Source organism: Paraburkholderia phenazinium, assembly GCF_900141745.1.
GTDB lineage: Bacteria > Pseudomonadota > Gammaproteobacteria > Burkholderiales > Burkholderiaceae > Paraburkholderia > Paraburkholderia phenazinium_B.
This window is the reverse complement of record NZ_FSRM01000001.1, coordinates 1,185,802-1,209,833: the sequence shown is the minus strand read 5'-3', so window position 1 is coordinate 1,209,833 and position 24,032 is coordinate 1,185,802. Positions and strand designations below refer to the sequence as shown.

19 protein-coding genes are annotated in these 24,032 nt (G+C 63.1%); 4 read left to right on the top strand and 15 right to left on the bottom strand.

Going from position 1 to position 24,032, the window contains the following annotated elements:
- Nucleotides 1–70: 70 nt before the first annotated feature.
- From rsmA to BUS06_RS05655, 4 genes are read right to left on the bottom strand one after another with little or no spacing between them, the layout of a single operon-like run.
- Nucleotides 71–907: a 16S rRNA (adenine(1518)-N(6)/adenine(1519)-N(6))-dimethyltransferase RsmA gene (rsmA, locus tag BUS06_RS05670; protein ID WP_074263387.1), complete on the bottom strand. Its 837-nt coding sequence runs from the start codon at nt 905–907 to the stop codon at nt 71–73.
- Nucleotides 908–940: 33 nt separating this feature from the next.
- On the bottom strand, nt 941–1,975 hold the full coding sequence (gene pdxA, locus BUS06_RS05665) for a 4-hydroxythreonine-4-phosphate dehydrogenase PdxA (RefSeq protein WP_074263386.1): 1,035 nt from the start codon (nt 1,973–1,975) through the stop codon (nt 941–943).
- A 5-nt stretch (nt 1,976–1,980) separates the two neighbouring features.
- Nucleotides 1,981–3,423: a peptidylprolyl isomerase gene (locus BUS06_RS05660; RefSeq protein WP_143787575.1), complete on the bottom strand. Its 1,443-nt coding sequence runs from the start codon at nt 3,421–3,423 to the stop codon at nt 1,981–1,983.
- Between the two features lie 22 nt (nt 3,424–3,445).
- The gene (locus BUS06_RS05655) at nt 3,446–5,812 is read right to left on the bottom strand and encodes an LPS-assembly protein LptD (RefSeq protein WP_074263385.1); all 2,367 of its coding nucleotides are present in this window, start codon (nt 5,810–5,812) and stop codon (nt 3,446–3,448) included.
- 227 nt (nt 5,813–6,039) lie between these two features.
- Between BUS06_RS05655 and BUS06_RS05650 the strand changes: the two genes are divergently transcribed.
- Nucleotides 6,040–7,098: an aminoglycoside phosphotransferase family protein gene (locus BUS06_RS05650; RefSeq protein ID WP_074263384.1), complete on the top strand. Its 1,059-nt coding sequence runs from the start codon at nt 6,040–6,042 to the stop codon at nt 7,096–7,098.
- A 12-nt stretch (nt 7,099–7,110) separates the two neighbouring features.
- On the top strand, nt 7,111–7,851 hold the full coding sequence (gene murU / locus BUS06_RS05645) for an N-acetylmuramate alpha-1-phosphate uridylyltransferase MurU (protein WP_074263383.1): 741 nt from the start codon (nt 7,111–7,113) through the stop codon (nt 7,849–7,851).
- Between the two features lie 67 nt (nt 7,852–7,918).
- Here murU and BUS06_RS05640 read toward each other — a convergent pair whose 3' ends face one another.
- On the bottom strand, nt 7,919–9,811 hold the full coding sequence (locus BUS06_RS05640) for an ABCB family ABC transporter ATP-binding protein/permease (protein ID WP_074263382.1): 1,893 nt from the start codon (nt 9,809–9,811) through the stop codon (nt 7,919–7,921).
- A 264-nt stretch (nt 9,812–10,075) separates the two neighbouring features.
- Here BUS06_RS05640 and BUS06_RS05635 point away from each other — a divergent pair, with 264 nt between their 5' ends.
- Nucleotides 10,076–10,471 (top strand): acyl-CoA thioesterase, encoded by a 396-nt coding sequence (locus tag BUS06_RS05635; RefSeq protein WP_074263381.1) that lies wholly within the window; start codon nt 10,076–10,078, stop codon nt 10,469–10,471.
- A 46-nt stretch (nt 10,472–10,517) separates the two neighbouring features.
- Here the strand turns inward: BUS06_RS05635 and BUS06_RS05630 are convergent, their stop codons facing one another.
- From BUS06_RS05630 to BUS06_RS05600, 6 genes are all read right to left on the bottom strand, one after another.
- Nucleotides 10,518–11,069, bottom strand: coding sequence for a GNAT family N-acetyltransferase (locus BUS06_RS05630; protein ID WP_074263380.1), 552 nt, complete (start codon nt 11,067–11,069; stop codon nt 10,518–10,520).
- Between the two features lie 84 nt (nt 11,070–11,153).
- Nucleotides 11,154–11,402 carry a hypothetical protein gene (locus tag BUS06_RS05625; RefSeq protein ID WP_074263379.1) on the bottom strand — a complete coding sequence of 83 codons (249 nt, stop codon included), beginning with the start codon at nt 11,400–11,402 and terminating at the stop codon, nt 11,154–11,156.
- A 13-nt stretch (nt 11,403–11,415) separates the two neighbouring features.
- Nucleotides 11,416–11,943: a GNAT family N-acetyltransferase gene (locus BUS06_RS05620; protein WP_074263378.1), complete on the bottom strand. Its 528-nt coding sequence runs from the start codon at nt 11,941–11,943 to the stop codon at nt 11,416–11,418.
- On the bottom strand, nt 11,940–12,548 hold the full coding sequence (locus tag BUS06_RS05615; protein ID WP_074263377.1) for a helix-turn-helix domain-containing protein: 609 nt from the start codon (nt 12,546–12,548) through the stop codon (nt 11,940–11,942). Before BUS06_RS05615 ends, BUS06_RS05620 begins: the two co-directional genes overlap by 4 nt.
- A gap of 47 nt (nt 12,549–12,595) precedes the next feature.
- Nucleotides 12,596–15,703, bottom strand: coding sequence for a sensor domain-containing protein (locus BUS06_RS05610; RefSeq protein WP_074263376.1), 3,108 nt, complete (start codon nt 15,701–15,703; stop codon nt 12,596–12,598).
- A 183-nt stretch (nt 15,704–15,886) separates the two neighbouring features.
- Nucleotides 15,887–16,363, bottom strand: coding sequence for a nitrate reductase associated protein (locus BUS06_RS05600; protein WP_074263374.1), 477 nt, complete (start codon nt 16,361–16,363; stop codon nt 15,887–15,889).
- A gap of 140 nt (nt 16,364–16,503) precedes the next feature.
- Between BUS06_RS05600 and fdhD the strand changes: the two genes are divergently transcribed.
- Nucleotides 16,504–17,334 (top strand): formate dehydrogenase accessory sulfurtransferase FdhD, encoded by an 831-nt coding sequence (gene fdhD / locus BUS06_RS05595; protein ID WP_074263373.1) that lies wholly within the window; start codon nt 16,504–16,506, stop codon nt 17,332–17,334.
- Between the two features lie 40 nt (nt 17,335–17,374).
- Here the strand turns inward: fdhD and BUS06_RS05590 are convergent, their stop codons facing one another.
- The 4 genes from BUS06_RS05590 to BUS06_RS05575 all read right to left on the bottom strand — a co-directional run bounded on the left by BUS06_RS05590 (nt 17,375) and on the right by BUS06_RS05575 (nt 23,935).
- Complete coding sequence (locus BUS06_RS05590) at nt 17,375–18,145, bottom strand: enoyl-CoA hydratase (RefSeq protein ID WP_074263372.1); 771 nt, start codon at nt 18,143–18,145, stop codon at nt 17,375–17,377.
- Nucleotides 18,146–18,289: 144 nt separating this feature from the next.
- On the bottom strand, nt 18,290–19,489 hold the full coding sequence (locus tag BUS06_RS05585; protein ID WP_074263371.1) for an acetyl-CoA C-acyltransferase: 1,200 nt from the start codon (nt 19,487–19,489) through the stop codon (nt 18,290–18,292).
- Nucleotides 19,490–19,572: 83 nt separating this feature from the next.
- Nucleotides 19,573–22,008, bottom strand: coding sequence for a 3-hydroxyacyl-CoA dehydrogenase/enoyl-CoA hydratase family protein (locus BUS06_RS05580; protein WP_074263370.1), 2,436 nt, complete (start codon nt 22,006–22,008; stop codon nt 19,573–19,575).
- Nucleotides 22,009–22,147: 139 nt separating this feature from the next.
- Nucleotides 22,148–23,935 carry an acyl-CoA dehydrogenase C-terminal domain-containing protein gene (locus tag BUS06_RS05575; protein ID WP_074263369.1) on the bottom strand — a complete coding sequence of 596 codons (1,788 nt, stop codon included), beginning with the start codon at nt 23,933–23,935 and terminating at the stop codon, nt 22,148–22,150.
- Between the last annotated feature and the right edge of the window lie 97 nt (nt 23,936–24,032).

The following is a 24,032-nucleotide window of genomic DNA, read 5'->3' as shown; positions in this document are numbered from 1 at the left end:
CTTGATAGGACTATTGCGCCCGGATATCGCAACGCTGCTGGTTCTCGCAGGCATCGCGCTCGTCAAAGCGTCAACGGGACGCCGCCACGATCTGCGCAACCTGCACATACTCGGCGACCGACACGTCTTCGGCACGCCGCTGCAGATCGAAGCCGAGCGCCTCGAAATCCACCGTGTCGCGATACGCGCCCAGCGTATTGCGCAGCATCTTGCGACGCTGCGAGAACGCGGCGGTTACGACCTCGCCGAGCACGCGTTCGTCGACCTTCGGCAATTCATGCGGCTCGAACGGAATCATCCGCACGATCGCCGAATCGACCTTGGGCGGCGGCTGGAAAGCTTCGGGTGGCACATCGAGCTGTTTGTCGATCACGTAGCGGTACTGCAGCATCACCGAGAGGCGGCTGAATGCCTTGTTACCCGGCTCCGCCACCATCCGCTCGACCACTTCGTTCTGCAACATGAAGTGCTGATCGATCACGCAATGCGCGAACGAAGTCAGGTGGAACAGCAGCGGGCTCGAAATGTTGTACGGCAGGTTGCCGACGATGCGCAGCGTCGGTTTGCTCTCGGGCACGCCCGGCCCCACGGGCAACGCCAGCGAACCGAAGTCGAAGTCGAGCGCATCGCCCGAGTGCAGTTCGAGCAGATCGCCAAACTTCTTCTTTAGCCGCACGATCAGATCGCGATCGAGTTCGACCGCATGCAACGGCGCCTCCGGCGTGGCGAGGCGTTCGATCAGCGGCTCGGTGAGCGCGCCCAGACCCGGTCCGATTTCGACCATGCGCTCGCCGCGTTGCGGCCGGATCACGTCGACGATCGAATCGATCACACCCGTGTCGACCAGAAAGTTCTGTCCGAAACGCTTGCGCGCGAAATGGCCCTGGTGCTGTCTGCTGGTGGACATCGAATGACGCTACAAAAAGGTACGGGAAAAAAATCAGGCGGCGCGACGGTGGCGCGCCATCGAGACTGCAGTGTCGATGGCGGCAATCAGACTGCCCGCATCCGCGCGGCCGGTGCCTGCGAGGTCGAGCGCCGTGCCGTGATCGACGGACGTACGGATGATCGGCAGCCCGAGCGTGACATTGATGCCTTCGCCGAAGGTCGCGTATTTCAGAACTGGCAGACCCTGATCGTGGAACATCGCGAGCACGCAATCGGCTTCGGTCAGATAACGCGGCTGGAATAGCGTATCGGCCGGATAGGGGCCGCGGGCATCGATGCCTTCGTCGTTCGCCAGCTTCAGGGCCGGCGCGATTAGATCGATTTCCTCGTGCCCCAGATAACCGTTTTCGCCCGCATGCGGGTTCAGGCCGGTCACGAGAATACGTGGCGCCGGCAGGCCGAAATGGTGACGCAGGTCGTGGTCGATGATCCGCAGCGTGCCAAGGATACTGTCGACCGTCAGTGCCGCCGAGACATCTTTCAGCGGCAGATGAGTCGTAGCCAGCGCAACGCGCAGCGGCCGCGGGCCGGTGCCGGCCAGCATCATCACCACATGCGGCGTGTGGGTGCGCTCGGCCAGATATTCGGTGTGGCCGGTGAACGGCACACAGGCGTCGTTGATGGTGCTCTTTTGAAGCGGTGCGGTGACGATCGCGTCGAACTGGCCGCTCACCGCGCCGTCGATCGCACTATCCAGCAGGTTCAGCACGTAACGGCCATTCGCGGCGTTAAGCTTGCCCGCCTGCGACGGCACGCCGAGCGGCTGATGCTGCACGCGGACCCGATGGTGACCAGCGTGACCCTGCCCATGACTGGGTCCCAATAACGCTGCCCAATCCACGCCAACTGCCTTGGCGCGCGCCGCGAGCAGATCCGCGTCTCCAAGCACGGTGAACTGTGCATCGGGCCAATGGGCTGCCGCCCCCGCCAGCGCCTGCGCAGTCAGCTCGGGACCAACGCCGGCGGGTTCGCCGGTTGTGATCGCGATCTGCAGCGGGACGTGAGACGGTTGGGCAGCGCTCGTCATGATGCTTACTGCAGGTTCGGCTTGCCGATCTTCACATCGACATACGCCGTATCGCGCAATTCACGCAGCCAGTCCGCATAGGCTTGCTCCGCCTTGCGCTGACCGATGGCCTGGCGCGCCAGATCCATCTGCTGAGCAACCGAGCCTTCGGCGTCGCGGCGGCCCATCACCTGAATCAGGTGATAGCCGTATTCGCTGCGCACCGGATCGCTGACCTGGCCGTCCTGCAAGCTGTTCATGGCACGCTCGAATTCCGGCACGGTTTCGCCCGGACTGATCCAGCCGAGGTCGCCGCCTTGCGCTGCCGAACCGTCCTGCGAATAGGTGCGGGCAAACTTGGCGAAGTCGCCGCCTTCCGAGATCTCACGCTTGATTTCGAGCAGCTTTTGACGGGCCTGCGGCTCCGACATGCCGTCGCCGACGCGCAGCAGGATGTGGCGCACATGCGTCTGCGTGAGGTGGGTCGAATCGGCGCTCGCCGCACCCTGGCTTGCGCGGCGCTCAACGAGGCGCATCACCTCGAAACCATCCGCGGTGCGGATCAGATCGGGGTTCACCTGGCCCGGACGCAGCGTCGCCGCCGCCTTCACGAACTCAGGCGGCAGTTGCGAGGTGGACTGGAAGCCCATGTCACCGCCCTTCGAAGCATCCGCTGCCTGCGAATTCGACTTGGCGAGCCTCTCGAACTTCGAGTCGCCGCTGGTCGCCTGCTGCAGGATCCCCTGGGCCTTCTGCTCGGCGGCAACGATGTCGGCCTCCGTCGCATTGGCCGGCACCTTGATCAGAATATGTTCGAGGTGCAGATCGCTCGTCAGCCCGACGTTCGGTCCACGCTGGCTGGCAATGTAGTTCGCCACTTCGGCGTCCGACACCGTCACCTTGCTGTCCACTTCCTTTTCGCGCAGACGCGACAGGGTCAGTTCCGTGCGGGCGTCGTTCGTGAAGGTGGCCCAGGGCACGCCTTGCGCCTCGATCTTCGAGCGGTACACGTCGAGCGGCAGATTGTTGGCCGCCGCGAGCCGTTCGAGCGTCTTCTGCACCGCTGCGTCGTCGACGGTGATGCCGTCTTCCTTGGCGCGCTGCAACTGGATACGCTCCAGCACCATCTGGTTCAACACCTGCTGGCGCAACTGGTCGATCGGCGGAACCGGCGCGTTTTGCTGCTGCAGGCGCCGTGCGATCAGGCCAAGGCGCTCATCGAGCTCGCGCTGCGTGATGACGCCGTCATTGACCACCGCGGCGATCGTATCGACCGTTTGGCCATTGCTGGAGGCCGCCTGCGTCGGCTGCCCGCCGGCGTTGGGTAGATCCTGCGCCTGTGCTGGCGCAACCGACAGGAAAGAGGCCACAAGGGCCAGACTGGCCGCAAGCGATGGCAAGCGAAGCTTTTTCATGATTCCCACAGATACTCCAATGATGTCGGGCGCGCCCCGCCCGTCTTTGCGCATTTTATAGACGATCAAACGACCGTCAGTCGTAGTTGGTAAAACGCGCCTCCGGCGCCGGAGGCGGCGGCAGCGGCGTATAGCCCGGCACGGCCCCGCGGAACGCGGCAATCAAGCCGTTGTCCACACTCGACAGACCCTTGAACGTGATTTGCGCAAGGAAACGCGTTCCTTGCTCCGGTAGCCCAAGGGTGTTGACCCCGTCTGCATAACGCTGAATCCCGACGCCTAGCACCCAGCAGTCCGCATCGTACTGCAGGCCAACCAGGCTATCCACGATCGCCCGTCCCTGCAGATCGTAGTTCAGGCGCGCCACACTATACACGTGGTGCGTGAGCGGCCACTGTGCCGAAATGGTGATCTGGCTGACCGGCGTGAAATCCAGCGTCGTATCGGCACGCGTGTAACGATAGGCGACGTTAAGCACCTTGCCCGATTCCGGACTGAATCCGAAGCCGACACTGGCCTGCGTCAGCTGGTTATTGTCGGCATTATATTGGACCGCGGTTTCCGACGCGAAACCGCCCCCTACCTTCAATGACATGCCGGCAATCAGGTCCGAATGGGTTGCCTCTGCCGGTGTCTGCGTAGGCAGCAGCGTGACGCGCTGGTCCTGGAAATAATACTGTTGTGCGAGCACGAAGCGCGCACGCTCGTCACCCGTCGCCGCGTCGATGAAACGCGTGGTAAGGGCTGCGGTCAGCCGGTTCGCGTCGGCGATCCGGTCGTCGCCGACGAACGTATTCGGCGTGAAGATTTCCGCGAGCCCGAAATCCGCGTCGGCCGTGTCGAACAGCGGCGCGAAGGTCTGATTGTGATACGGCGTGTACACGTAGTACAGGCGCGGCTCGAGGGTCTGGATATAGTCCTGGCCGAACAGCCGCACCGAACGCTCGAAAATCAGCCCGGTGTCGAACGAGAAGGTCGGAACCGACTCGGTGAAATCCTTCGGTTGTCCGACCGGCGATCCCGATCCGATGTTGCTCAGGTTGTACGACGCGAAGTGGTACTGCACCTTCGGTGTAACGAAGTAGCCTGGGCCCACGACCGAGTACGACATGTACGGATCGAAGGTGACCCGGTCGCCTTCGGTCGAATCCGCCGTGGTGATGCGAAACCGCGAGAAATCGCCGGTCGCGCCGTAATCGAAACCGCCGACGTTGTACTGGTTGTACTTGACGTTCAGTTCCGGCTCACGTCCGTATGGCGCCACCGAAGGCGTGATCGTCTGCCAGTTTTGCTCGCGCGCCAGCACCGACCACGGGCCGTTGTTGTACGTCAGCCCCGCTTCCTGCTGGTAGAGCAGCTGCGTGCCGTTGAGAATATTGCTGGAGGTCGAGCCAAGGTCTTCCGGAAAGGAATTATCCGAAACCTTGTTGTAATAAACGTAGCCGCCGAAGCCGTTACCGAAGTTCTGGTTATGCTGGAGGAACAGCGCCCAACGGTTCGTCCTCGTGATGTTGTCGTCGGGCAGATACGTGCCGGTGATCGAGCCCGAGTAATCCGGCGAAAGATAGCGGAAGGTCGCATTCTGCTCCAGACCGCGCTTCGAGATGTAGTTCGGCGAAATCAGCAGATCGCGGTTCGGCGCGATATTGAAGTAATACGGTATGTTCAGCTCGAAGCCGTTACTCGAACTGAGCGAAAAAGTGGGCGGCAACAGGCCGCTGCGCCGGTCGCCCGAGAGCGGGAACGACAGCCACGGCGAGCCGAAGATCGGAATGCCCTGGAAGAACAGCACGCCGTTGTGCGCCACGCCTTCGTCGGCGCCGGTGTCGAAGTCGAACTCGCTGCCGCGGATGTACCAGGCCGGATTGCTCTCGCACTGACACGCCGTGTAGGTGCCCTGGGTGAACACCGAACGCTCGTTGTCGAGCATGTCGACACGCGCCGCGCTGCCCGAGCCGCCCGTCATGTTGAAGTGATACTTCGGCGAGGGCATGTAGCCTTCGCTCGAATCAACCTGCATATGCGCTTCCGGCCCCACGAAGGTGGCGCCGTTGTTGATCACGACCACCTTGCCATAGCCGTCGGCCATGTCGGTGTCCTGATCGTAGTGCAGCGCGTCGCCCTTGATCGTGAAGGTGGGACGGCGCACTTCGGCGGAACCCTTGGCCGCCAGGTCCTGATCCGTCGTGCCGCTCGTGTAGTCGCCGAGCACGAAGGTGGCCGCTCTCTGGTCCGGCTTCAACGGATGCTCTTCGAGCTGGGGGGCTAGCCTCATGCCCCAGGGCGCGTCGATAGGCTGCGGCTGCGCGGCGTCGCCCGACAACTGGGCGTGCGAGAGCGCGGGCATCAGGCCCGGCACGGCAATCAACGCCGCGACGAGCCGCCTTCTGCGGGGCACGCCGCCACGAGAGGGGGTCGTTTGGGAAAGCTGTCTTGGCGGCATGTATCGTTTGGCGAATTGGCCCGACCGCCCGCTCCTGCAACCACGATCCTCCGCCTGAGCAGCCTGACCGTGATGGTCGGCGACCCATCAATCAAAATTTACAACCGGTCGAACGATGAGGCGGGCGGTGAAGCGGGGCGAGCGAAAGCTGGCGTGCGTCGTGTCAAAAAAGTCGTGGGGTATTATATGGCAAGACGTTGCCCCCCTGAATTTGCCTTCCGGTTTTCATGACGCTGCCCTCCGATTCCACTTCTCCCGACGCCCGCCTGCAACTGCTCACCGCCTGGCTGGAGAGTCACGCGAACCGTTATGCACTCGACCTTGCAACGCTGGTACCCGCTTCCAGCGACGCAAGTTTTCGCCGCTATTTCCGCCTGAAGGGTAAGAATTTGAAAGACGCGGCAAGCACCACGCTGATCGCCGTCGACGCCCCGCCGCCGGAAAAGTGCCGCGAATTTGTGCAGGTGGCGCAACTGCTGAGCGCGGCCGGCGTGAATGTGCCGCAGGTGCTGGAGGTCGATTTCGAGGCCGGCTTCATGCTCGTCACCGATCTGGGCACCACCTCCTACCTCAGCGCGCTGACGCCGGACAACGCAAAGGCGCTGATGCGCGACGCGCTCGACGCGCTGATCCGCTGGCAACTGACATCGAAGCCGGGTGTGCTGTCGCCGTTCGACGAAGCGTTCCTGCGCCGCGAGATGGAGTTGCTGCCGGAGTGGTTCATCGGCCGGCATCTCGGCCGCGAGGTCGACGAGAAGACCCGCGGGCTGCTCGACCGCACGTTTGCGCTGCTGATCGCCAGTGCCCAGGCACAGCCGCAGGTTTTCATGCTGCGCGATTACATGCCGCGCAACCTGATGGTGATGCCGGAGCCGAACCCGCTGAACCCCGGCGTGCTCGACTTCCAGGACGCGGTCTATGGTCCGATTACCTATGACGTCGCCTCGCTGTTGCGCGATGCCTTCCTGAGCTGGGACGAGGAGTTCGAGCTCGATTGCTTCGTGTACTACTGGGAGCGCGCGAAAAAAGCCGGCCTGCCGGTCGATGCCGATTTCGGCGAGTTCTACCGTCAACTCGAGTGGATGGGCCTGCAGCGGCACATCAAGGTGCTGGGCCTGTTCTGCCGGATCAACTACCGGGACCACAAACCGCACTACATGAAGGACCTGCCGCGCTTTATCGGTTATGGGCGCAAGGTCGCCGGGCGCTACCGTCCACTTGCACCTTTTGCGAAGCTGCTTGATGAGCTCGAAGGCCGTGCCGGCGAAGTCGGCTATACCTTCTGAGCTTTCCGAACAATGACGATGTCTCTCACCAAAGCGATGATCTTCGCCGCCGGGCGCGGCGAACGGATGCGTCCATTGACGGACCACACCCCGAAGCCGCTGCTCGAAGCAGGCGGCAAACCGCTGATCGTCTGGCAGATCGAGCGTCTCGCGCAAGCCGGACTCCGGACCATTGTGATCAATCATGCATGGCTCGGCGAGCGTTTTGAAGCGGCACTTGGCGACGGGTCGCGCTGGGGGGTGGAGCTGCGCTATTCAGCCGAGCAGGAAGCGCTGGAGACGGCCGGCGGGATTGCGCAGGCGTTACCGCTGCTGGAGGACGCTCCGGCAGCCGAAGGCGCGCCCGGCGAGATCTTTGTCGGCGTGGCCGGTGATGTCTATGCCGACTTCGATTACGCATCGCTGCGTGCGCACGCTACGCGGCTCGCCGCGCAGGCGGAGCCGGGCATGCATCTGGTGATGGTGCCGAACCCGCCGTTTCATCCTGCGGGCGATTTCGGCCTGGTCGACGGTGTGGTGTTGTCCGATGGAAAGCCGCGTCTCACGTTCGGCAGCATCGCGCTGTACGACACGCGTATGTTCCGTGCGCTGCCGCGCGGCACGCGGCGTCCGCTGACGCCGTACTACTTCGAAACGGTTGCGCGCGGCCTCGCGAGCGGCGAAGTGTATGAGGGACTGTGGGATAACGTCGGGACGGTCGCGCAGTTGCAGGCGCTTGATGACCGGCTAAGGCAGGCTGCGGCACAATCGTAACGGCCTGGTTGACCATGGCCAGGCATAAATTGCTTCGGCCACGCATAGATACTCTGGCCACGCCTGGCTAGCGCCCACCCTCACCGGCCACTACCACTTCGGGCGCGTCCTCCACTTGTGCAGCGCGTTGCTGCTGCAGCGCCCACATCTGCGCGAACAACCCACCGGCCGTCAGCAACTCCGCGTGCGTGCCGCGCTCGACGATACGCCCCTTGTCCATCACGATAATCTGCTGCGCATGCACGACGGTCGATAACCGGTGCGCAATGATCAGCGTAGTCCGCTCGCGGGCGATCAGGTCGAGCTCATGCTGAATGGCGCGCTCGGAGCGCGAATCGAGCGCGGAGGTCGCCTCGTCGAACAGCAGGATCGGCGGGTTCTTCAGGATCGTGCGGGCAATCGCCACGCGTTGCTTCTCGCCGCCGGACAACTTCAGTCCGCGCTCGCCGACCGGCGTCTCGTAACCGTTCGGCAATCCTTCGATGAAATCGTGAATGTGTGCGGCGCGCGCCGCTGCAATCACTTCGTCGCGCGTCGCCGACGGGCGGCCATAGGCGATGTTGTAATAGATCGAATCGTTGAACAGCACTGTATCCTGCGGCACGATGCCGATCGAAGCCCGCAGCGAGTCCTGCGTCACATCGCGGATGTCCTGGCCGTCGATCGTAATCGCGCCGCCCGTGCCACGCTCCAGATCGTAGAAGCGGAACATCAGACGCGCGAGCGTCGATTTGCCGGAGCCGCTGTGGCCAACCACCGCGGTCGTGGTGCCGGCGGGAATCGTGAAGCTCACGTCGTGCAAGATCTGCCGCGCCGGTTCATACGAAAAGTTGACATGCTCGAAACGCACTTGCGCGCCGCCCACGATGAGGTCCGGCGCATCCGGCGTGTCCGGTACTTCCTGCGGCGCACTGAGGAGCGTGAACATCCGATCCATGTCGGTGAGGCTCTGCTTCAGCTCGCGATACACCACGCCGAGAAAGTTCAGCGGAATGTAGAGCTGCAACATAAACGTGTTGATCAGCACCAGGTCGCCGAGCGTGAGCTTGCCCGCCATCACGCCTTCGGTCGCGCGCCACAGGATGAAGACAAGCCCCGCGCCGATAATCGCCTGCTGGCCGAAATTGAGCACCGACAGCGAGTTCTGCGATTTGATCGCCGCGCTGCGGTAGCGCTGCAGGTTTTCGTCGTAGCGCTGCGCTTCCCACTCTTCGTTGCCAAAATATTTGACGGTCTCGTAGTTAAGCAGCGAGTCGATCGCCCGCGAGTTGGCGCGCGAGTCGAGATCGTTCATCGTGCGGCGAAAGTGCGTGCGCCACTCGGTCATCTTCACCGTGAACGTGATGTACACGGCCAGCGCCACGAACGTGACGATCGCGTAATACACCTCGTATTTGACGATGAAGAAGCCGAGCACGAGGCCCACTTCGACCAGCGTCGGCAGAATGCTGTAGAGCGAATATGAAATCAGCTGCGTGATGCCGCGTGTGCCGCGTTCGATGTCGCGCGACATGCCGCCCGTCTGCCGTTCGAGGTGAAAGCGCAGCGACAGCCCATGCAGATGACGGAACACTTTGAGCGCGAGCTGCCGCACCGCGCTTTGCGTCACCTTCGAGAAGAGGATTTCGCGCAACTCGGTGAACAGCGACGTGGACAACCGCACTACGGCATAGGCGACCACCAGCAGACCGACACCGCCCAGCAGCACGATGGCCGGCGCATGATCCGCGCGTCCGAGCGCCGTCAGATGCCGCACCGACGCGAGGCTGTCGACGATCCGCTTCATCACGATCGGCACGCCGAGATTGGCGACCTTCGCGCCGATCAGGCACGTGAGCGCAAGCACCACCCGCCCCCTGTATGTGGCGAGGTAGGGCAGCAGCGAGATGATCGTCTGCCAGTCGTTGCGCGGCTGGGTCGAGATCGGCGAGAGTTCGGAGGAGGCGGAGGAGCGGCGCATGGGGATCAGCTGGCGGTGGGGACGGAATCGACAGAGGCATCAGCAGGGCGCGCCGCCATCGGGTACCCGCCGCCCGCGCAATCCCGGCGGCAGGCATTTCGGCGCGCGACCCGGCTGGGCGCTTTCCCGTACAATTCCTGATCTCTCTATTGTCGCAGAAGCCGGCTGGCGCCGCTTTCCACGGGCTGGCCGGTTGCCGGTTGTCATGTTGTCGTGAAGAACCCGCCTGCTGGTCGAGCCAATCTGTTTCTCATGGGTGCCCCGATGAACGATCAACTTCAACTTCCGCAAAAATCCTGCGCGCTGCGCGTCGTGCCGCAACCGTCCGACGCCAATGTTCACGGCGATGTGTTCGGCGGCTGGATCATGGCGCAGGTCGATATCGCCGGGTCCATTCCCGCCAGCCGGCGCGCCAACGGGCGGGTGGCGACCATCGCGGTCAATTCGTTCGTGTTCAAGCAGCCGGTGTTCGTCGGCGATCTGCTGAGCTTCTACGCGGATATCGTCAAGACCGGCAATACCTCGGTCACGATTGAAGTCACGGTGTACGCGCAGCGGATGAGTCTCGCGGAAGAAGTTGTGAAGGTCACCGAAGCGACCCTGACGTACGTCGCCACCGATAGCGACCGTCGTCCACGCGCGTTGCCCTCAATCGACTAGACGAAGCGGCGAGGCGGGCAGCCGCTCGCCTCTTCAGGCGGCTTGCTCAGGCTAGCCTCCAGTCCTTGCGCAGCAGGCTGAACTGCAGCAGGTCATGACGCTCACCCTGCCAGTAACCGGCTTCGCGCGCCCGCCCTTCCTGTACGAAGCCGAGGCCGTGCGCCAGCTTGAGCGAAGCGGCATTGTCCGGATGAATCTGCGCTTCGATGCGGTTCAGCATCATCTGCTCGAAGCCCCACGCGAGCGCCGCGGACAACGCTTCCGACATCAGCCCGGCGCCACGCGCCGAGCGAGCCAGTTCATAGCCGACCGTACAGGTCTGCCAGCCGCGATTCCATTTGAACAATCCGCACGAGCCGATCAGCATCGCGTCGGACTTGCGTTCAATCCCCCAGCGCACTCCCGGGTTGGGCATCTTGCGCCAACCGGCAAAAGTCTCGATCAGCTTTTGCGCCTGCCGGACATCGACCATCGGGTCGACGCCGTACCAGCGCATGCTGGGCGCGTCGCCGTGAATCGCAAACAGCGCCGGGGCGTCGCCGGCGACGAGTTCGCGCAGCAGCAGCCGTTGCGTTTCGAGCGCGGGGAAGTCGCTCATCGAGCACCTGGGGAATGAGGAAATGCGAGGGCCAATTCTACACGGCCACCCACGCATGCCGACGCGATATGGGCTGAGATAGCCTCACAGGCTTCGATCGAGAATCGCCAGAAATTTTGTGCGCTCAGCTTGTTCGGAAACGCGAAAGCGCTCCCATTCGGTGCTCACGCGCAAATCCGCAAACAGGCCCGCTGCGTCCTCATGAAAATGCAGAAACGCTTTGCCTTTGCGATAGAAAACGCCCGGACGCGGCTCCTTGAGTTCTCCGCGCTCGCGTATCGAGCCGATCAGAACTGCGAGCGTGTCGAGTGCCGCTGGACCTGCATGCTTCATCTATCGCGCTCCCTCACAGATGCCGGTAATAAACCGTCGTCGCGCAAAACTCACCGTCGGGCATCAGCGCGTACTTCGGCACGACGCCCACACGCTGCCACCCGGCCTTTTCGTACAAGCCCTCCGCCGCGCCGCCGGTGACGGTATCGAGCACCAGCACGCTCCTGCCCTCGTCACGCGCGGTATCTTCGACCGCCGCCATCAAGCGCTGCGCGATACCTCGCCGCCGCGCCTTGCGGCACACCAGCATCTTGCCGACGTCCGCACGATGCGGCTGATTGTCGGGTTGCGCGAAGATCAACTGCACTGTACCGAGTATCTCACCCGCGCGGTTCTCGGCAATCAGCAGCGCCCGCTCGTTGCGCGCCACGCCCTCGGCGACGCCGCGCCAGAACCCGAGCGCTTTCTCGCGCGCGAGCGGCAACATATAGCCCACTGACGCCCCGCCTTCCACGCAATCGATCAGCACGTCCGCCAACGCGTCTACACAGGCGACAGCCTCATTGGCGCCGATCCGGCGCACGCTAACGTCTTCGCTCATCCGTTTCTCCTTGCCGGCGTAAATGGCGCAAACGGTGTAAAGGGCACGCTGGTCAGCGCCACCAGATAGCGGGCCGGCTCGCGCGTGGGATTACGAAACGCCGTGGGACAGTCGAGCCTCATCGAAAGACAGTCGCCCGCCTCCAGACGCCAGTGCGCGTCGCCCACCGTCATCTCCATCACGCCTTCGATCATCCAGACCTGCTGATGAATCTCGACGTCGCGCTCGCTGGTGTCGTAAGCAACCTGCTGCCCCGCCGGAAAGTTGACCTCGACCAACTGGATCGGCGAGCGTGCCGCAGACGACAGGTTGCGGCGGACATAGCCCGAAGTCGGATCGGTCCATACCGGCTGCTCGCCAGCGCGGGACATCGGTGAAGGCTCGGCGGACTCGCTTGCGCTGTCTTCGAATAGCGAAGCGAGCGTCACGCGCAGGGCGGTGGCGAGCTTGTCGAGCACGGTTGCCGTTGGGCTGCTCTGACCGCGCTCGATCAGCGAGATCGTGGAGCGGCTCACGCCGCTGCGTTCGGCAAGCGTGTCGAGGGAATAGCCCTGGGCGTCGCGAAGCTCACGCACACGGCTGGCGATCCGGTTGTTGATGTCCATGAATCCAGTTTAATGGAAAATAAATCCAGTAAACTAGATTTTTACCGCTACGCCACCATCGCCGCCGCCCCAGCCTGCAGCAAGGCAGGAATCGCGTCGGTCGGCATCGGTCTCGAGAAGAAGTAGCCCTGCATTTCGTCGCAGGCGCGCTCTTTGAGAAAATCGAGTTGCTCCGACGTCTCCACGCCTTCGGCGATCACCTGCAGGTTCAGCGAATGCGCGAGCGCGATGATGGCCGACGTAATCGTCTCGTCGTCGCCCGACGTGCCGATGTCCGACACAAACGAGCGGTCGATCTTCAGGCGGTCCACCGGAAAGCGCTTCAGATAGCTAAGGCTTGAATAGCCGGTGCCGAAGTCGTCGATGGCGAGCCCAATGCCCAGCGCGTGCAGCGAGTTGAGCATCAACACCGCTTCTTCGGCGTTGCGCATGATGGTGCTTTCGGTGAGCTCAAGTTCGAGGTATTGCGGCTCGAGTCCAGTCTCCGCGAGGATCTGCGTGACCACCTTGGCGATGTCGTGGTGCTGGAATTGCCGCGCCGAGAGGTTCACCGAGACGCGCGCCGGCGGCAAGCCCTCGTCCTGCCAGGCCTTGTTCTGGCGGCACGCTTCGCGCATCACCCACTCGGACAACGGCCCGATCAGTCCGCACTCCTCCGCCACCGGAATGAACGACGACGGCGGGATCAGCCCCACCTCCGGGTCGCGCCAGCGCACCAGCGCCTCCATGCCCACGATCTGTCCGGTCACGATATCCACCTGCGGCTGGTAGTGCAGCAGGAACTCGTTATCGCGCAAGGCGCGCCGCAGACGTCGTTCGAGACTCAGCCGCGCGCCGGCGCTCACATTCATCTCCGGCTGGTAGAACTGGAAGTTGTTACGGCCCATGTCCTTCGCGCGATACATCGCGAGGTCGGCCTTCTTCATCAGGGTTTCGGTGTCGTCGCCGTCCTGCGGGAACAGGCTCGCGCCCATGCTGCAGCCCACGTACAGCTCGGTGCCGTCGAGCCACACCGGCTCGGAGATCGACGCGCGCACGCGCTCCATCCACGCAATCAGCGACTGCTCGTCGACGGTGTCGGTCATCACGATCACGAATTCGTCGCCGCCATGCCGTGCCACCGTGTCGCTCGCGCGGGCGCAGCGCGCCAGGCGCTCGGCGACGACGCCCAATAGCCGGTCGCCGACGCTGTGTCCGAGGCTGTCATTGACGTTCTTGAAGCCGTCCAGATCGATAAACACGACTGCGACACCCTTGTGGTGGCGTCGGGCGACGATCAGCGCGTGCTGCAGACGGTCGCGCAGCAGATTGCGGTTGGGCAGCCGGGTCAGGCTGTCGTAGTTCGCCTGGTATTCGAGCTGCTCCTGATAGCGCATCAGGTCGGTGACGTCGTTGATGACGCCGATGTGATGCGTGGTCTCGCCATCCGGATTCGGCACCGGCGCGATAAACAGCTGGTTCCAGAACAGCGCGCCGTCCTTGCGGTAATTGCGCAGCACCGCGCTCACTTCGCGATTGGCGGCAAGCGACTGGCGGATCGCCGAAATCCCTTCCTGATCCCGGTCGTCGCGTTGCAGCAGGCGGCAGTCCTGGCCGATCACCTCGGCCGGATCGTAGCCGGTGATGCGCTTGAACGCCGGATTCACGTATTCGATCAGATTGCCCGTCTCGGTCGGCCCGGTGATCAGAATCGCGTTGACGCTGGCATCGAGCGCGCGGCTTTGCAGACGCAGCGCCAGATCGGCGCGCTTGCGCTCGGTGATATCGGTGTAAGAACCGAGCACGCCGATCACACGGCCGTCGCTATCGGTGAACGGCAGCTTGCTCGTCACTGTGGTGCGATGCACGCCGTCGATCACCAGGTCGGCCTCGAAGTTCATCTTTGGCACGCCGGTGGTGATCACTTCGACGTCGTGCGCCTGCACCTGATCGGCCAGCGCGCGCCAGGGCAGATCGTGATCGGTCTTGCCCACCACCTGCTCCGGATACGCCAGCCCGGCATCGCGAGCAAACGCCATGTTGCAGCCCAGATAACGCGATTGCTGATCCTTCCAGAAAATCCGCTGAGGAATATTGTCGATCACCGTTTCGAGCATCTGGTTCGAGCGCTGTGCCTCGGCTTCGGCATTGATCTGCTCGGTGACGTCATCGGCCAGCACGAAGATCGCGGGGCGGCCCATGTAGGTCAGCGAGTGATACGAGATGTCGGCGCTGATCGTCGAGCCGTCCTTGCGCCGGTGATGCCAGACACCGGCCATCGTGCGGCCCTGGTTGGGGCCATCGTCGCTGCGCAGCAGATGCGACTCGAGGCGGCCGATCTCGCCGTTCGGACGGATCGCGCGGACCGTCATTGCAAGGAATTCGCTCTCCGAATAGCCGTATTGCTGGACGGCTGCCGCGTTGACCGCGAGAAAACGCAGCGTCTCGCGATCGAAGATATACATCGGCACGGGATGGGTGTCGAACAGGCCGCGAAAACGTTCGTCGTTGCGGTACAGCGCCTTGGCCATCCGCAGCCGCTCACGCGCCGCGCTTTCACGTGCGCCGAACGTGAAGATCAGGAGCGAGCAACCGGCCAGCATTGTGACGATCAGCAGCAGCATCGCGTGCTGCGTACGCCGGTGCGATTCCGCCAGCGACACCTGCAAGGCGCGGTTTTCCTGCTGCCGCAACGCTGCCAGCGCCGTTTCCACGTGATCCAGTTCCATGCCGAGCTGCGTGTAGGCCGACGCCGCCCATGCTCGCGATTCGTCCGGGCCGCTCGCCTGAGCCAGCGCCAGCGCGGCCGCGATTTCCTGCTGCAGTGTCCGGCTCTCGCTACTCAGCTTGCCCAGTGTGGCGGCCATGGCCGGTTCGTCGGCGAGTTCCGCCGCGAGCCTGTGCTCGAGCCCGGCGAGCGAAGCCGACATCACCGACGCCGCATCGGCCGGTCCGGGCCGCCCGGTCGCCTCGAAGCGGCCCAGCGTCGCGAGGCCGTCATCGAGCGCCGAGCGATAAGCGTCGAGATTCTGGCGGATGTCAGTCGAGCGGAGCGAGCGCACGTCGGCATCGCGCTGGCCGCAGATCTGCGTGTAGGCGACAAACGCGTTCGCGCCGACCGCTGCGGCGACGACTGCCAGATTGATCAGTAACCGCCTCGATAGGAAAGGAGTCATGGGTTCCGAACGTTATTCGTTCTGCAGGCGGGAGTGCGCTGAGGTCCGTGCGCATGAATGCATATGCAGCACGTGCTTGTTCTTGCCTCTGCGGGGTCTTTTTACGCGCCAACCCTTGGATAACGGCAACGAATCGGAACAGTTTGAGGGTGCGATGCAAAAATATTTGCGGGATGGGGACGACTAGCCGGCCAGACCAAACTCTTTCATGGCGGGTACAAAGTCGTGGTTCGCTTCGGGTTTGCGCGACAGCTTGGTAAGCACGTAGCGTTTGAACGGCTCGAGCGTGGCCCACTGGTCGGTGCTCGGGGCGTGCAGGCTGGCGAGTGCCACCTGGTGCATCACGCCCTCCGGCACGGCGTTGGTCCGACGCCAGGCGGGGGCATCCTCGGGGGTGAACCACTCCGGCTCGACGTTGGCGTGCGTGCGCAGCATTTCGAACAGCGCATGATCGAAGTTCGGCTCGATGCTGGCGTCCTCTTCGACCGGAAAACGCGCGAGCAGCTTGCGGTCTTCGTGTGGCAGCATCTGCCACTGCGCGAGCGAGATGCGCAGCCCGAAGCGGTCGAGATTGAAGCGCACCGCCATCGGGATGTAGGTCAGATCTTCCGAAGACTCGACTTCGAAGTTGAACAGGAGCGGCGCCTCGTTGAGTCCCATGACAGTGTCCTCTTTGGTGGCGGGCCAACGCACAACGCCCGCTTGAGGTATTTTAGAACCTTATTCGTGCGGCGGCGGCCCGGCCAGGCTGGGCCAGGGGACACTTCCCCGCGCGCCGCATCGGTCTAGGAGTCAGGGTTTTGAACGAACTTGAAACGGCGGATCAACCGGGCGCTGTCGAGCGCCAGGTGCGCCGCCACCGCGGCGGCGCGGTGGAAACGGTCATTGACCACGTCGGTCAGGAGTGGCCGGTGGCGCTCGTCTTCAATGGCATTTCGCATGCGGTAATGATGTGCACGCCGCGCGATCTGGAGGCGTTCGCGGTCGGTTTTGCGATTTCGGAAGGGATCGTGGAGCGCGGCAGCGATATCCAGGACATCGAGGTAGAGCTGCATGACGGCGAAATGCCGCATGCCGAAGTGCAATTGCAGGTCGTGCAACAGGCCTTCGTCGAGCTGAAGGAAAAGCGCCGCGCGCTCGCGGGCCGGACTGGCTGCGGCGTGTGCGGGATCGAAAGCATCGATCTGCTGGATCTGAAGCCGGAGCGCGTGCCTGACACCGGTTTTCTGCAGCGGCTCGCACCGGATGCGATTGCCCGCGCTGCACGTGAGCTGCCTGCGCATCAGGCCCTGACCAAACTGACGGGCGGCCTGCACGCCGCGGCATGGTGCGACGCGGAAGGCGCCATCAGCCTCGCATTCGAGGATGTAGGCCGTCATAACGCCCTGGATAAGCTGATCGGGCAGCTGGTGCTCGACCGGGCGGATACCAAGGAAGGCTTTGTTTTCCTGTCGAGCCGTGCGAGCTATGAACTGGTGCGCAAGGCAGCACGCGTCGACGTGCCGATGCTGGCGACCATCTCGGCGCCCTCGTCGCTGGCGATTGCGATTGCACGCCAGGCCGGCGTACGGCTGGTGAGCTTTTGCCGCGAGGCCGGTTACGTCGACTACGACACGCTTGCGCCGACGTAAGCCCGTTGCCTGTTGCCTGTTGCCTGTTGCCTGTTGCTGCTCAGTCGAACTGCCGGAAATCCGGCTTGCGCTTTTCGAAGAACGCCTTGAACGCCTCGCGCGCTTCCGGCGCGAGCAGCATCTTGCCGAAGTGCACGGCTTCATCGGACATCTGCGTTTGCAGTTCGTGGTGGCTCGCTCGCTTCATCAGCGACTTCGTCACACGCAACGACGAAGCCGGCAGTGCCGCCAGCTTGACCGCTTGTTCGAGCGCGAATGCATCGACTTCCGCGGCCGGTAGCAGGCGGTTCACGAAGCCCATCTGTTGAGCTTCGCGCGCGTCGAACGCTTCACCCAGCAGCAGCTTTTCCGCTGCGGCCTGATAGCCGGCGACGCGCTGCAACAGCAGGCTCGAAGCCGCTTCCGGGCACAGCCCAAGTTGCGCAAACGGCAGCGAAAACGTCGCTGTATCGGCGGCATACACCAGGTCGCAATGCAGCAACAGGGTCGTGCCGATCCCCACCGCCGGGCCCGCCACCGACGCCACCACCGGTTTCTCCGCCGAGCTGATCGCGCGCAGGAACTGGAACACCGGCGCGCTTTCGCCCATCGGCGGCGTCTTCATGAAATCTTCCAGATCGTTGCCGGCGCTGAAAATGCCGACGCTGCCGCGAAACAGGATCGCCCGCACGGACGTGTCGCCCTGCGCTTCGACCAGCGCGTCGGCCATCGTCTGGTACATGGCGGCCGTAATCGCGTTCTTCTTGTCCGGCCGGTTGAAGGCAATCGTCAGCACGCCGTTGGCGCGCTCGACCAGAATGTCCATCGTCATCTCCTGTTAGTCCCGCTCAGTGCTGCGCAACACTGCCTGTCGAGGCGGTAATGCGGCTGTGATGCGGCTGAATGAAAAAACGGTTCGCAGGCCTCAGGGCTTACGAACCGTTCTGAGGTCTTCAAAGGACCTGTGCGTACACGATTACAGACGCTCAATGATGCCCGCTGCGCCCATCCCTGTGCCGACGCACATCGTGACCATGCCGTACTTGTAGTTGCGACGGCGCAGGCCGTGCACCACTGTCGACGCACGAATCGCGCCCGTCGCGCCGAGCGGATGGCCCAGTGCAATCGCGCCGCCAAGCGGGTTGATCTTCGACGGATCGAGACCGAGGTCCTGGATCACCGCCAGCGACTGCGCGGCGAACGCTTCGTTCAGCTCGATCCAGTCCAGGTCTTCGATCTTCAGACCCGCGGCCTTCAGCGCAGCCGGAATCGCTTCCTTCGGACCGATGCCCATGATTTCCGGCGGCACGCCGCGCACGGCGAAGCTGACGAAACGCGCGAGCGGCGTCAGGTTGAACTCCTTCAACATCTTCTCCGACACCACGATCAGCGCGCCCGCGCCATCCGAGGTCTGCGAGCTGTTGCCGGCCGTCACCGAACCCTTGTTGGCGAAGACAGTACGCAGCTTGGCCAGACCTTCCAGCGACGTGTCCGCGCGCGGACCTTCGTCGAGCGCGACTTCGCGCGTCTTCACCTTCACTTCGCCGGTGGCGAGATCGGGGAAACGCTCGGTGATCGTGTAGGCGGCGATTTCGTCGTTGAACTCGCCGGCCTGCTGCGCGGCGATGGCGCGGCGATGCGATTCGACCGAGAACTGGTCTTGCGCTTCGCGGCTGATCTTCCAGCGCTCGGCGACCTTCTCGGCGGTCAGGCCCATGCCGTAGGCGATGCCGAAGTCTTCGCTGCGATCGAAGATGTGCGGCGACATCGACGGCTTGTTGCCCATCATCGGCACCATGCTCATCGATTCGCAGCCGCCGGCGATCATCGCGTCGGATTCGCCGACGCGGATGCGGTCGGCGGCCATCGCCAGCGCCGTCAGACCCGACGCGCAGAAACGGTTCACCGTGACGCCGCCCACCGTATTCGGCAGACCGGCAAGCAGTGCACCCATGCGCGCCACGTTCAGCCCTTGTTCCGCTTCTGGAATTGCGCAGCCGATGATGGCGTCTTCGATCACCTTGGTATCGAGACCGGGCACCTGCGCCACGGCCGCTTTGATCGCGTGCACCAGCAGTTCGTCGGGGCGCGTGTTCTTGAACATCCCGCGCGGCGCCTTGCCGATCGGCGTGCGGCTCGCGGCGACGATGTATGCGTCTTGCAATTGCTTTGTCATTTGAAGAGCTCCTATGTCGGCCAGAGTTAGCGCTTTAGCGCTTACTCTGGCCCCATGCGATTTATGCGGGCGATCGTCGCGCGTTAATTACGCACCGGCTTGCCGGTTTGCAGCATGCCCATGATCCGTTCCTGCGTCTTCTGCGTGCCGAGCAGATCGACGAACGCACGGCGCTCGAGTTTCAGCAGCCATTCTTCGTCCACCAGGCTGCCCGCTTCGACATCGCCGCCGCACACGGCTTCGGCGATACGGCTCGCGATCAGGTAATCGTGATCGCTAATGAAACGGCCATCGCGCATATTGACGAGCGACGCCTTGATCGTCGCAATCGCCGAGCGGCCTGCGACCGGCACCTGCGTCACACGCAGCGGCGGACGATACCCGGCCGCGGCCAGCGCACGCGCTTCCTTCTTCGCCACATCGAGCAGCTCAAACACGTTGAAGACGATCGTGTCGGACGGCTTCAGATAACCCATTGCACGGGCGTCGAGCGCGGAGGCCGAGACCTTCGCCATCGCGGCGTTTTCAAACGACTTCTGCACGAACTTCAGGAGATCGTTGGTGGCACCAGCCTGCGTCGCCGCTTCCGCTGCGCGCAGCGCCGCTTCCTTCAGACCGCCGCCAGCGGGAACCAGACCCACGCCGACTTCCACCAGACCGATGTAGCTCTCGATATGCGCCACACGCTTCGCGCTTTGCAGCACGAGTTCGCAACCGCCGCCGAGCGCGATGCCCGACACAGCCGAAACCACCGGCACGTTCGCGTACTTCACGCGCAGCATGCCTTGCTGGAACTTCTGCACGAACGGCTCGATACCCTTCGCGCCACCCGTCATGAACGCAGGCAGCGCCTCTTCCAGATTCGCGCCTGCCGAGAACGGACCGCCCGGCGTACCGAGCTTCAGCGACGTGGGCTGCCACACCACGAGGCCCTTGTATTCCTTTTCGGCCAGTTCAATTGCTTGCGTGAGGCCATCGATTACCGACGGTCCAATCGTGTTCATCTTGCTCTTGAACGAGACGATCAGGACGTCGTCCTCGCCCGCACGATCGTCGACCCATGCGCGAACCGCATCGGTTTCGAACAGCGTCTTGCCGTAAGTCTTCGGATCGGCACCGGTCTCGCCGACCAGCGGCGCACGGAACACCTGTTTGTCATAGACGCTCAAGGAAGAACGCGGCACGAAAGACTTCGAAGCCGGCGACCACGAACCTTCGTTCGTATGCACGCCGCCCTTCTCGGCAACCGGACCTTCGAGCACCCAAGACGGCAGCGGCGCACTCGACAGCGCGTTGCCTGCGGCGATGTCTTCCTGCACCCACTCGGCGACCTGCTTCCAGCCGGCCGTCTGCCAGCCTTCGAACGGGCCTTCGTTCCAGCCGAAACCCCAACGGATGGCCAGATCGACATCACGTGCGTTGTCGGCGATCGACTCCAGATGCACACCGATGTAATGGAACACATCGCGGAAGATCGACCACAGGAACTGCGCCTGCGGATGTTGCGATTCACGCAGCAGTTTCAGGCGCTCTGCCGGCGGACGCTTGAGGATGCGGCCCACCAGTTCGTCGGCCTTCGCGCCGCCGTCGACATACTCGCCCGTCTTCGGATCGAGCACCTTGATCGCCTTGCCCTCCTTCTTGTAGAAGCCGCCGCCGGTCTTCTGACCGAGCGCACCCTTCTTCACGAGTTCGGCGAGCACGGCCGGTGTTTCGTAGACCGGGAAGAACGGGTCGTCCTTCAGGTTGTCCTGCATCGTCTTGATGACGTGCGCCATCGTGTCGAGACCGACCACGTCGGCGGTGCGGAACGTTGCCGACTTCGCGCGGCCCAGACGCGAACCCGTCAGATCGTCCACTTCGTCGAAACGCAGGCCGAACTTCGCCGCTTCGGTGATGACCGCGAGGATCGAGAAAATGCCCACCCGGTTGGCGATGAAGTTCGGCGTATCTTTCGCACGCACGACGCCCTTGCCAACCACGCTCGTCAGGAACGTTTCGAGCTGATCGAGAATTTCCGGACGCGTCGCCGCGGTCGGAATCAGCTCGACTAGATGCATATATCGCGGCGGATTGAAGAAGTGCACGCCGCAGAAGCGCGACTTCAGTTCATCCGAGAAACCTTGCGACAGTTCGGTGATCGACAGACCCGACGTGTTGCTCGCGAAAATCGCGTTCGACGCGATATGCGGCGAGACTTTCTTGTACAGGTCGTGTTTCCAGTCCATCCGTTCGGCGATTGCTTCGATCACGAGATCGCACTCGGCGAGCTTCTCGATGTCGTCGTCGTAGTTGGCAGGCTGGATGTATTGCGCGTCTTCCTTCACGCCAAACGGCGCCGGCGACAGCTTCTTCAGATTCTCGATCGCTTTCAGTGCGATCGCGTTCTTCGGGCCTTCCTTGGCGGGCAGGTCGAACAGCAGCACAGGCACCTTGGCGTTGATCAGGTGCGCAGCGATCTGCGCGCCCATCACGCCGGCGCCGAGCACGGCTACCTTGCGAATGATCAGATTGCTCACGTCGTTCCTCCGGGGGAGTTATGCGGGTGTCGCGTAATGTTTGCGTGGGTTTCGCGCGCGGTGCACGCGGGCTTCGCAATGTGTGGCTGGCGGCAGGGCCACGCGTTTCAGGCACGCGCGGCCCTGCCGTGATGTGGCTTTAGAACAGCGACTCTTCGACGTCCATCAACGACTTCGAACCGGCGCGTGCCTGGCGAATCGTCATGGCCGTTTCCGGCAGCAGCTTGGCGAAGTAGAAGCGCGCGGTGGCGAGCTTGGCCTTGTAGAACGGATCGCCGGACGCTTCCTTGTCCAGGGCGATGCGCGCCATGCGGGCCCAGAAGTACGAGAACACCAGATGGCCGACGGTGCGCAGATACGGTACAGCCGCGGCGCCGACTTCGTCCGGGTTCTGCATGGCCTTCATGCCGATTTCCATGGTGAGCTTCTGCACCTTGTCGCCGATGTCGGCGAGCGGGTTCACGAACTCCTGCATTTCCGGCTTGATACCTTCGGCTTCGACGAACTCCGTCACCAGCTTGCCGAACTTCTTCATCTTCGCGCCCATGTCGCCGAGGACCTTGCGGCCGAGCAGGTCGAGCGACTGGATCGCGTTGGTGCCTTCGTAGATCATGTTGATGCGCGCGTCGCGCACGTACTGCTCCATGCCCCACTCGGCGATGAAGCCGTGACCGCCGTAAATCTGCATGGCGTGGTTGGTGCTCTCGAACGCGTTGTCCGAGAGGAACGCTTTCAGGATCGGCGTGAGCAGCGCGACGAGGTCGGCGGCATCCTTGCGCACCGATTCTTCGGCGTGCGACAGTTCCTTGTCGATATGCAGCGCGGACCAGTACGAGAAAGCGCGCGCGCCTTCGGCGTAGGCCTTCTGCGTGAGCAGCATGCGGCGCACGTCCGGGTGCACGATGATCGGGTCAGCGGCCTTTTCAGGCGCCTTCGGGCCGGTCAGCGAACGCATCTGCAGACGCTCTTTCGCGTAAGTCAGCGAGTTCTGATAGCCGATTTCGGTCAGCCCAAGGCTCTGCATGCCGACGCCCAGACGCGCGGCGTTCATCATCACGAACATGGCGTTCAAGCCCTTGTTCGGCTCGCCGACCAGCCAGCCCCTGGCGTTGTCGAGATTGATCACGCAGGTGGCGTTACCGTGGATGCCCATCTTGTGTTCGATGGAACCGCACTTCACGGTATTGCGTTCGCCCGGCTCGCCGGCTTCGTTCGGCACGAACTTAGGTACGATGAAGAGCGAAATGCCCTTGGTACCGTTCGGTGCATCCGGCAGACGCGCGAGCACCAGATGAACGATGTTCTCCGCGAGGTCGTGTTCGCCGCTGGAGATGAAAATCTTGGTGCCGCTGATCGAGTAAGAGCCGTCGACGTTCGGTTCGGCCTTGGTGCGCAGGATGCCGAGATCCGTGCCGCAATGCGGCTCGGTCAGACACATCGTGCCGGTCCACGTACCGGAGACGAGTTTGGGCAGATACGTCTGCTGCAGTTCCGGCGTGCCATGCGCATGCAGGCATTCATACGCGCCGTGCGACAGGCCCGGGTACATCGTCCACGCCTGGTTCGCCGAATTAAGCATTTCGTACAGAGCGTTGTTGACGAACGCGGGCAGGCCCTGGCCGCCGTATTCCGGATCGCAACCGAGTGCCGGCCAGCCAGCCTCGACATATTGCTTATAAGCTTCCTTGAAACCCTTCGGCGTGGTCACGACGCCGTCGCCGACGTACGTGCAGCCTTCCTGGTCGCCGCTCTGATTCAGCGGGAACAGCACTTCGGAGCAGAACTTGCCGGCTTCTTCCAGCACTGCATTGATCGTATCGGCATCGAGATCTGCGTGCTTCGGCATCTGCTTGATCTCATCTTCGACATTAAGCAGCTCGTGCAACACGAATTGCATGTCGCGCAACGGCGCGGCGTACTGTCCCATGACTCTCTCCAAAGTTTGACAAGGAGCCAGGCCGTCAACTCCAGTCCGTGTCCGGACCTTTTCAGCGCCGCTGGATCCGCCGGATCCGGCTGCCCTG

What these genes read in the sequence shown, in the direction of transcription:
- rsmA (WP_074263387.1), bottom strand. Translation starts at nt 907, where the DNA reads ATGTCCACCAGCAGACAGCACCAGGGCCATTTCGCGCGCAAGCGTTTC.
- pdxA (WP_074263386.1), bottom strand. Translation starts at nt 1,975, where the DNA reads ATGACGAGCGCTGCCCAACCGTCTCACGTCCCGCTGCAGATCGCGATC.
- BUS06_RS05660 (WP_143787575.1), bottom strand. Translation starts at nt 3,423, where the DNA reads ATGCGCAAAGACGGGCGGGGCGCGCCCGACATCATTGGAGTATCTGTG.
- BUS06_RS05655 (WP_074263385.1), bottom strand. Translation starts at nt 5,812, where the DNA reads ATGCCGCCAAGACAGCTTTCCCAAACGACCCCCTCTCGTGGCGGCGTG.
- BUS06_RS05650 (WP_074263384.1), top strand. Translation starts at nt 6,040, where the DNA reads ATGACGCTGCCCTCCGATTCCACTTCTCCCGACGCCCGCCTGCAACTG.
- murU (WP_074263383.1), top strand. Translation starts at nt 7,111, where the DNA reads ATGACGATGTCTCTCACCAAAGCGATGATCTTCGCCGCCGGGCGCGGC.
- BUS06_RS05640 (WP_074263382.1), bottom strand. Translation starts at nt 9,811, where the DNA reads ATGCGCCGCTCCTCCGCCTCCTCCGAACTCTCGCCGATCTCGACCCAG.
- BUS06_RS05635 (WP_074263381.1), top strand. Translation starts at nt 10,076, where the DNA reads ATGAACGATCAACTTCAACTTCCGCAAAAATCCTGCGCGCTGCGCGTC.
- BUS06_RS05630 (WP_074263380.1), bottom strand. Translation starts at nt 11,069, where the DNA reads ATGAGCGACTTCCCCGCGCTCGAAACGCAACGGCTGCTGCTGCGCGAA.
- BUS06_RS05625 (WP_074263379.1), bottom strand. Translation starts at nt 11,402, where the DNA reads ATGAAGCATGCAGGTCCAGCGGCACTCGACACGCTCGCAGTTCTGATC.
- BUS06_RS05620 (WP_074263378.1), bottom strand. Translation starts at nt 11,943, where the DNA reads ATGAGCGAAGACGTTAGCGTGCGCCGGATCGGCGCCAATGAGGCTGTC.
- BUS06_RS05615 (WP_074263377.1), bottom strand. Translation starts at nt 12,548, where the DNA reads ATGGACATCAACAACCGGATCGCCAGCCGTGTGCGTGAGCTTCGCGAC.
- BUS06_RS05610 (WP_074263376.1), bottom strand. Translation starts at nt 15,703, where the DNA reads ATGACTCCTTTCCTATCGAGGCGGTTACTGATCAATCTGGCAGTCGTC.
- BUS06_RS05600 (WP_074263374.1), bottom strand. Translation starts at nt 16,363, where the DNA reads ATGGGACTCAACGAGGCGCCGCTCCTGTTCAACTTCGAAGTCGAGTCT.
- BUS06_RS05590 (WP_074263372.1), bottom strand. Translation starts at nt 18,145, where the DNA reads ATGACGATGGACATTCTGGTCGAGCGCGCCAACGGCGTGCTGACGATT.
- BUS06_RS05585 (WP_074263371.1), bottom strand. Translation starts at nt 19,489, where the DNA reads ATGACAAAGCAATTGCAAGACGCATACATCGTCGCCGCGAGCCGCACG.
- BUS06_RS05575 (WP_074263369.1), bottom strand. Translation starts at nt 23,935, where the DNA reads ATGGGACAGTACGCCGCGCCGTTGCGCGACATGCAATTCGTGTTGCAC.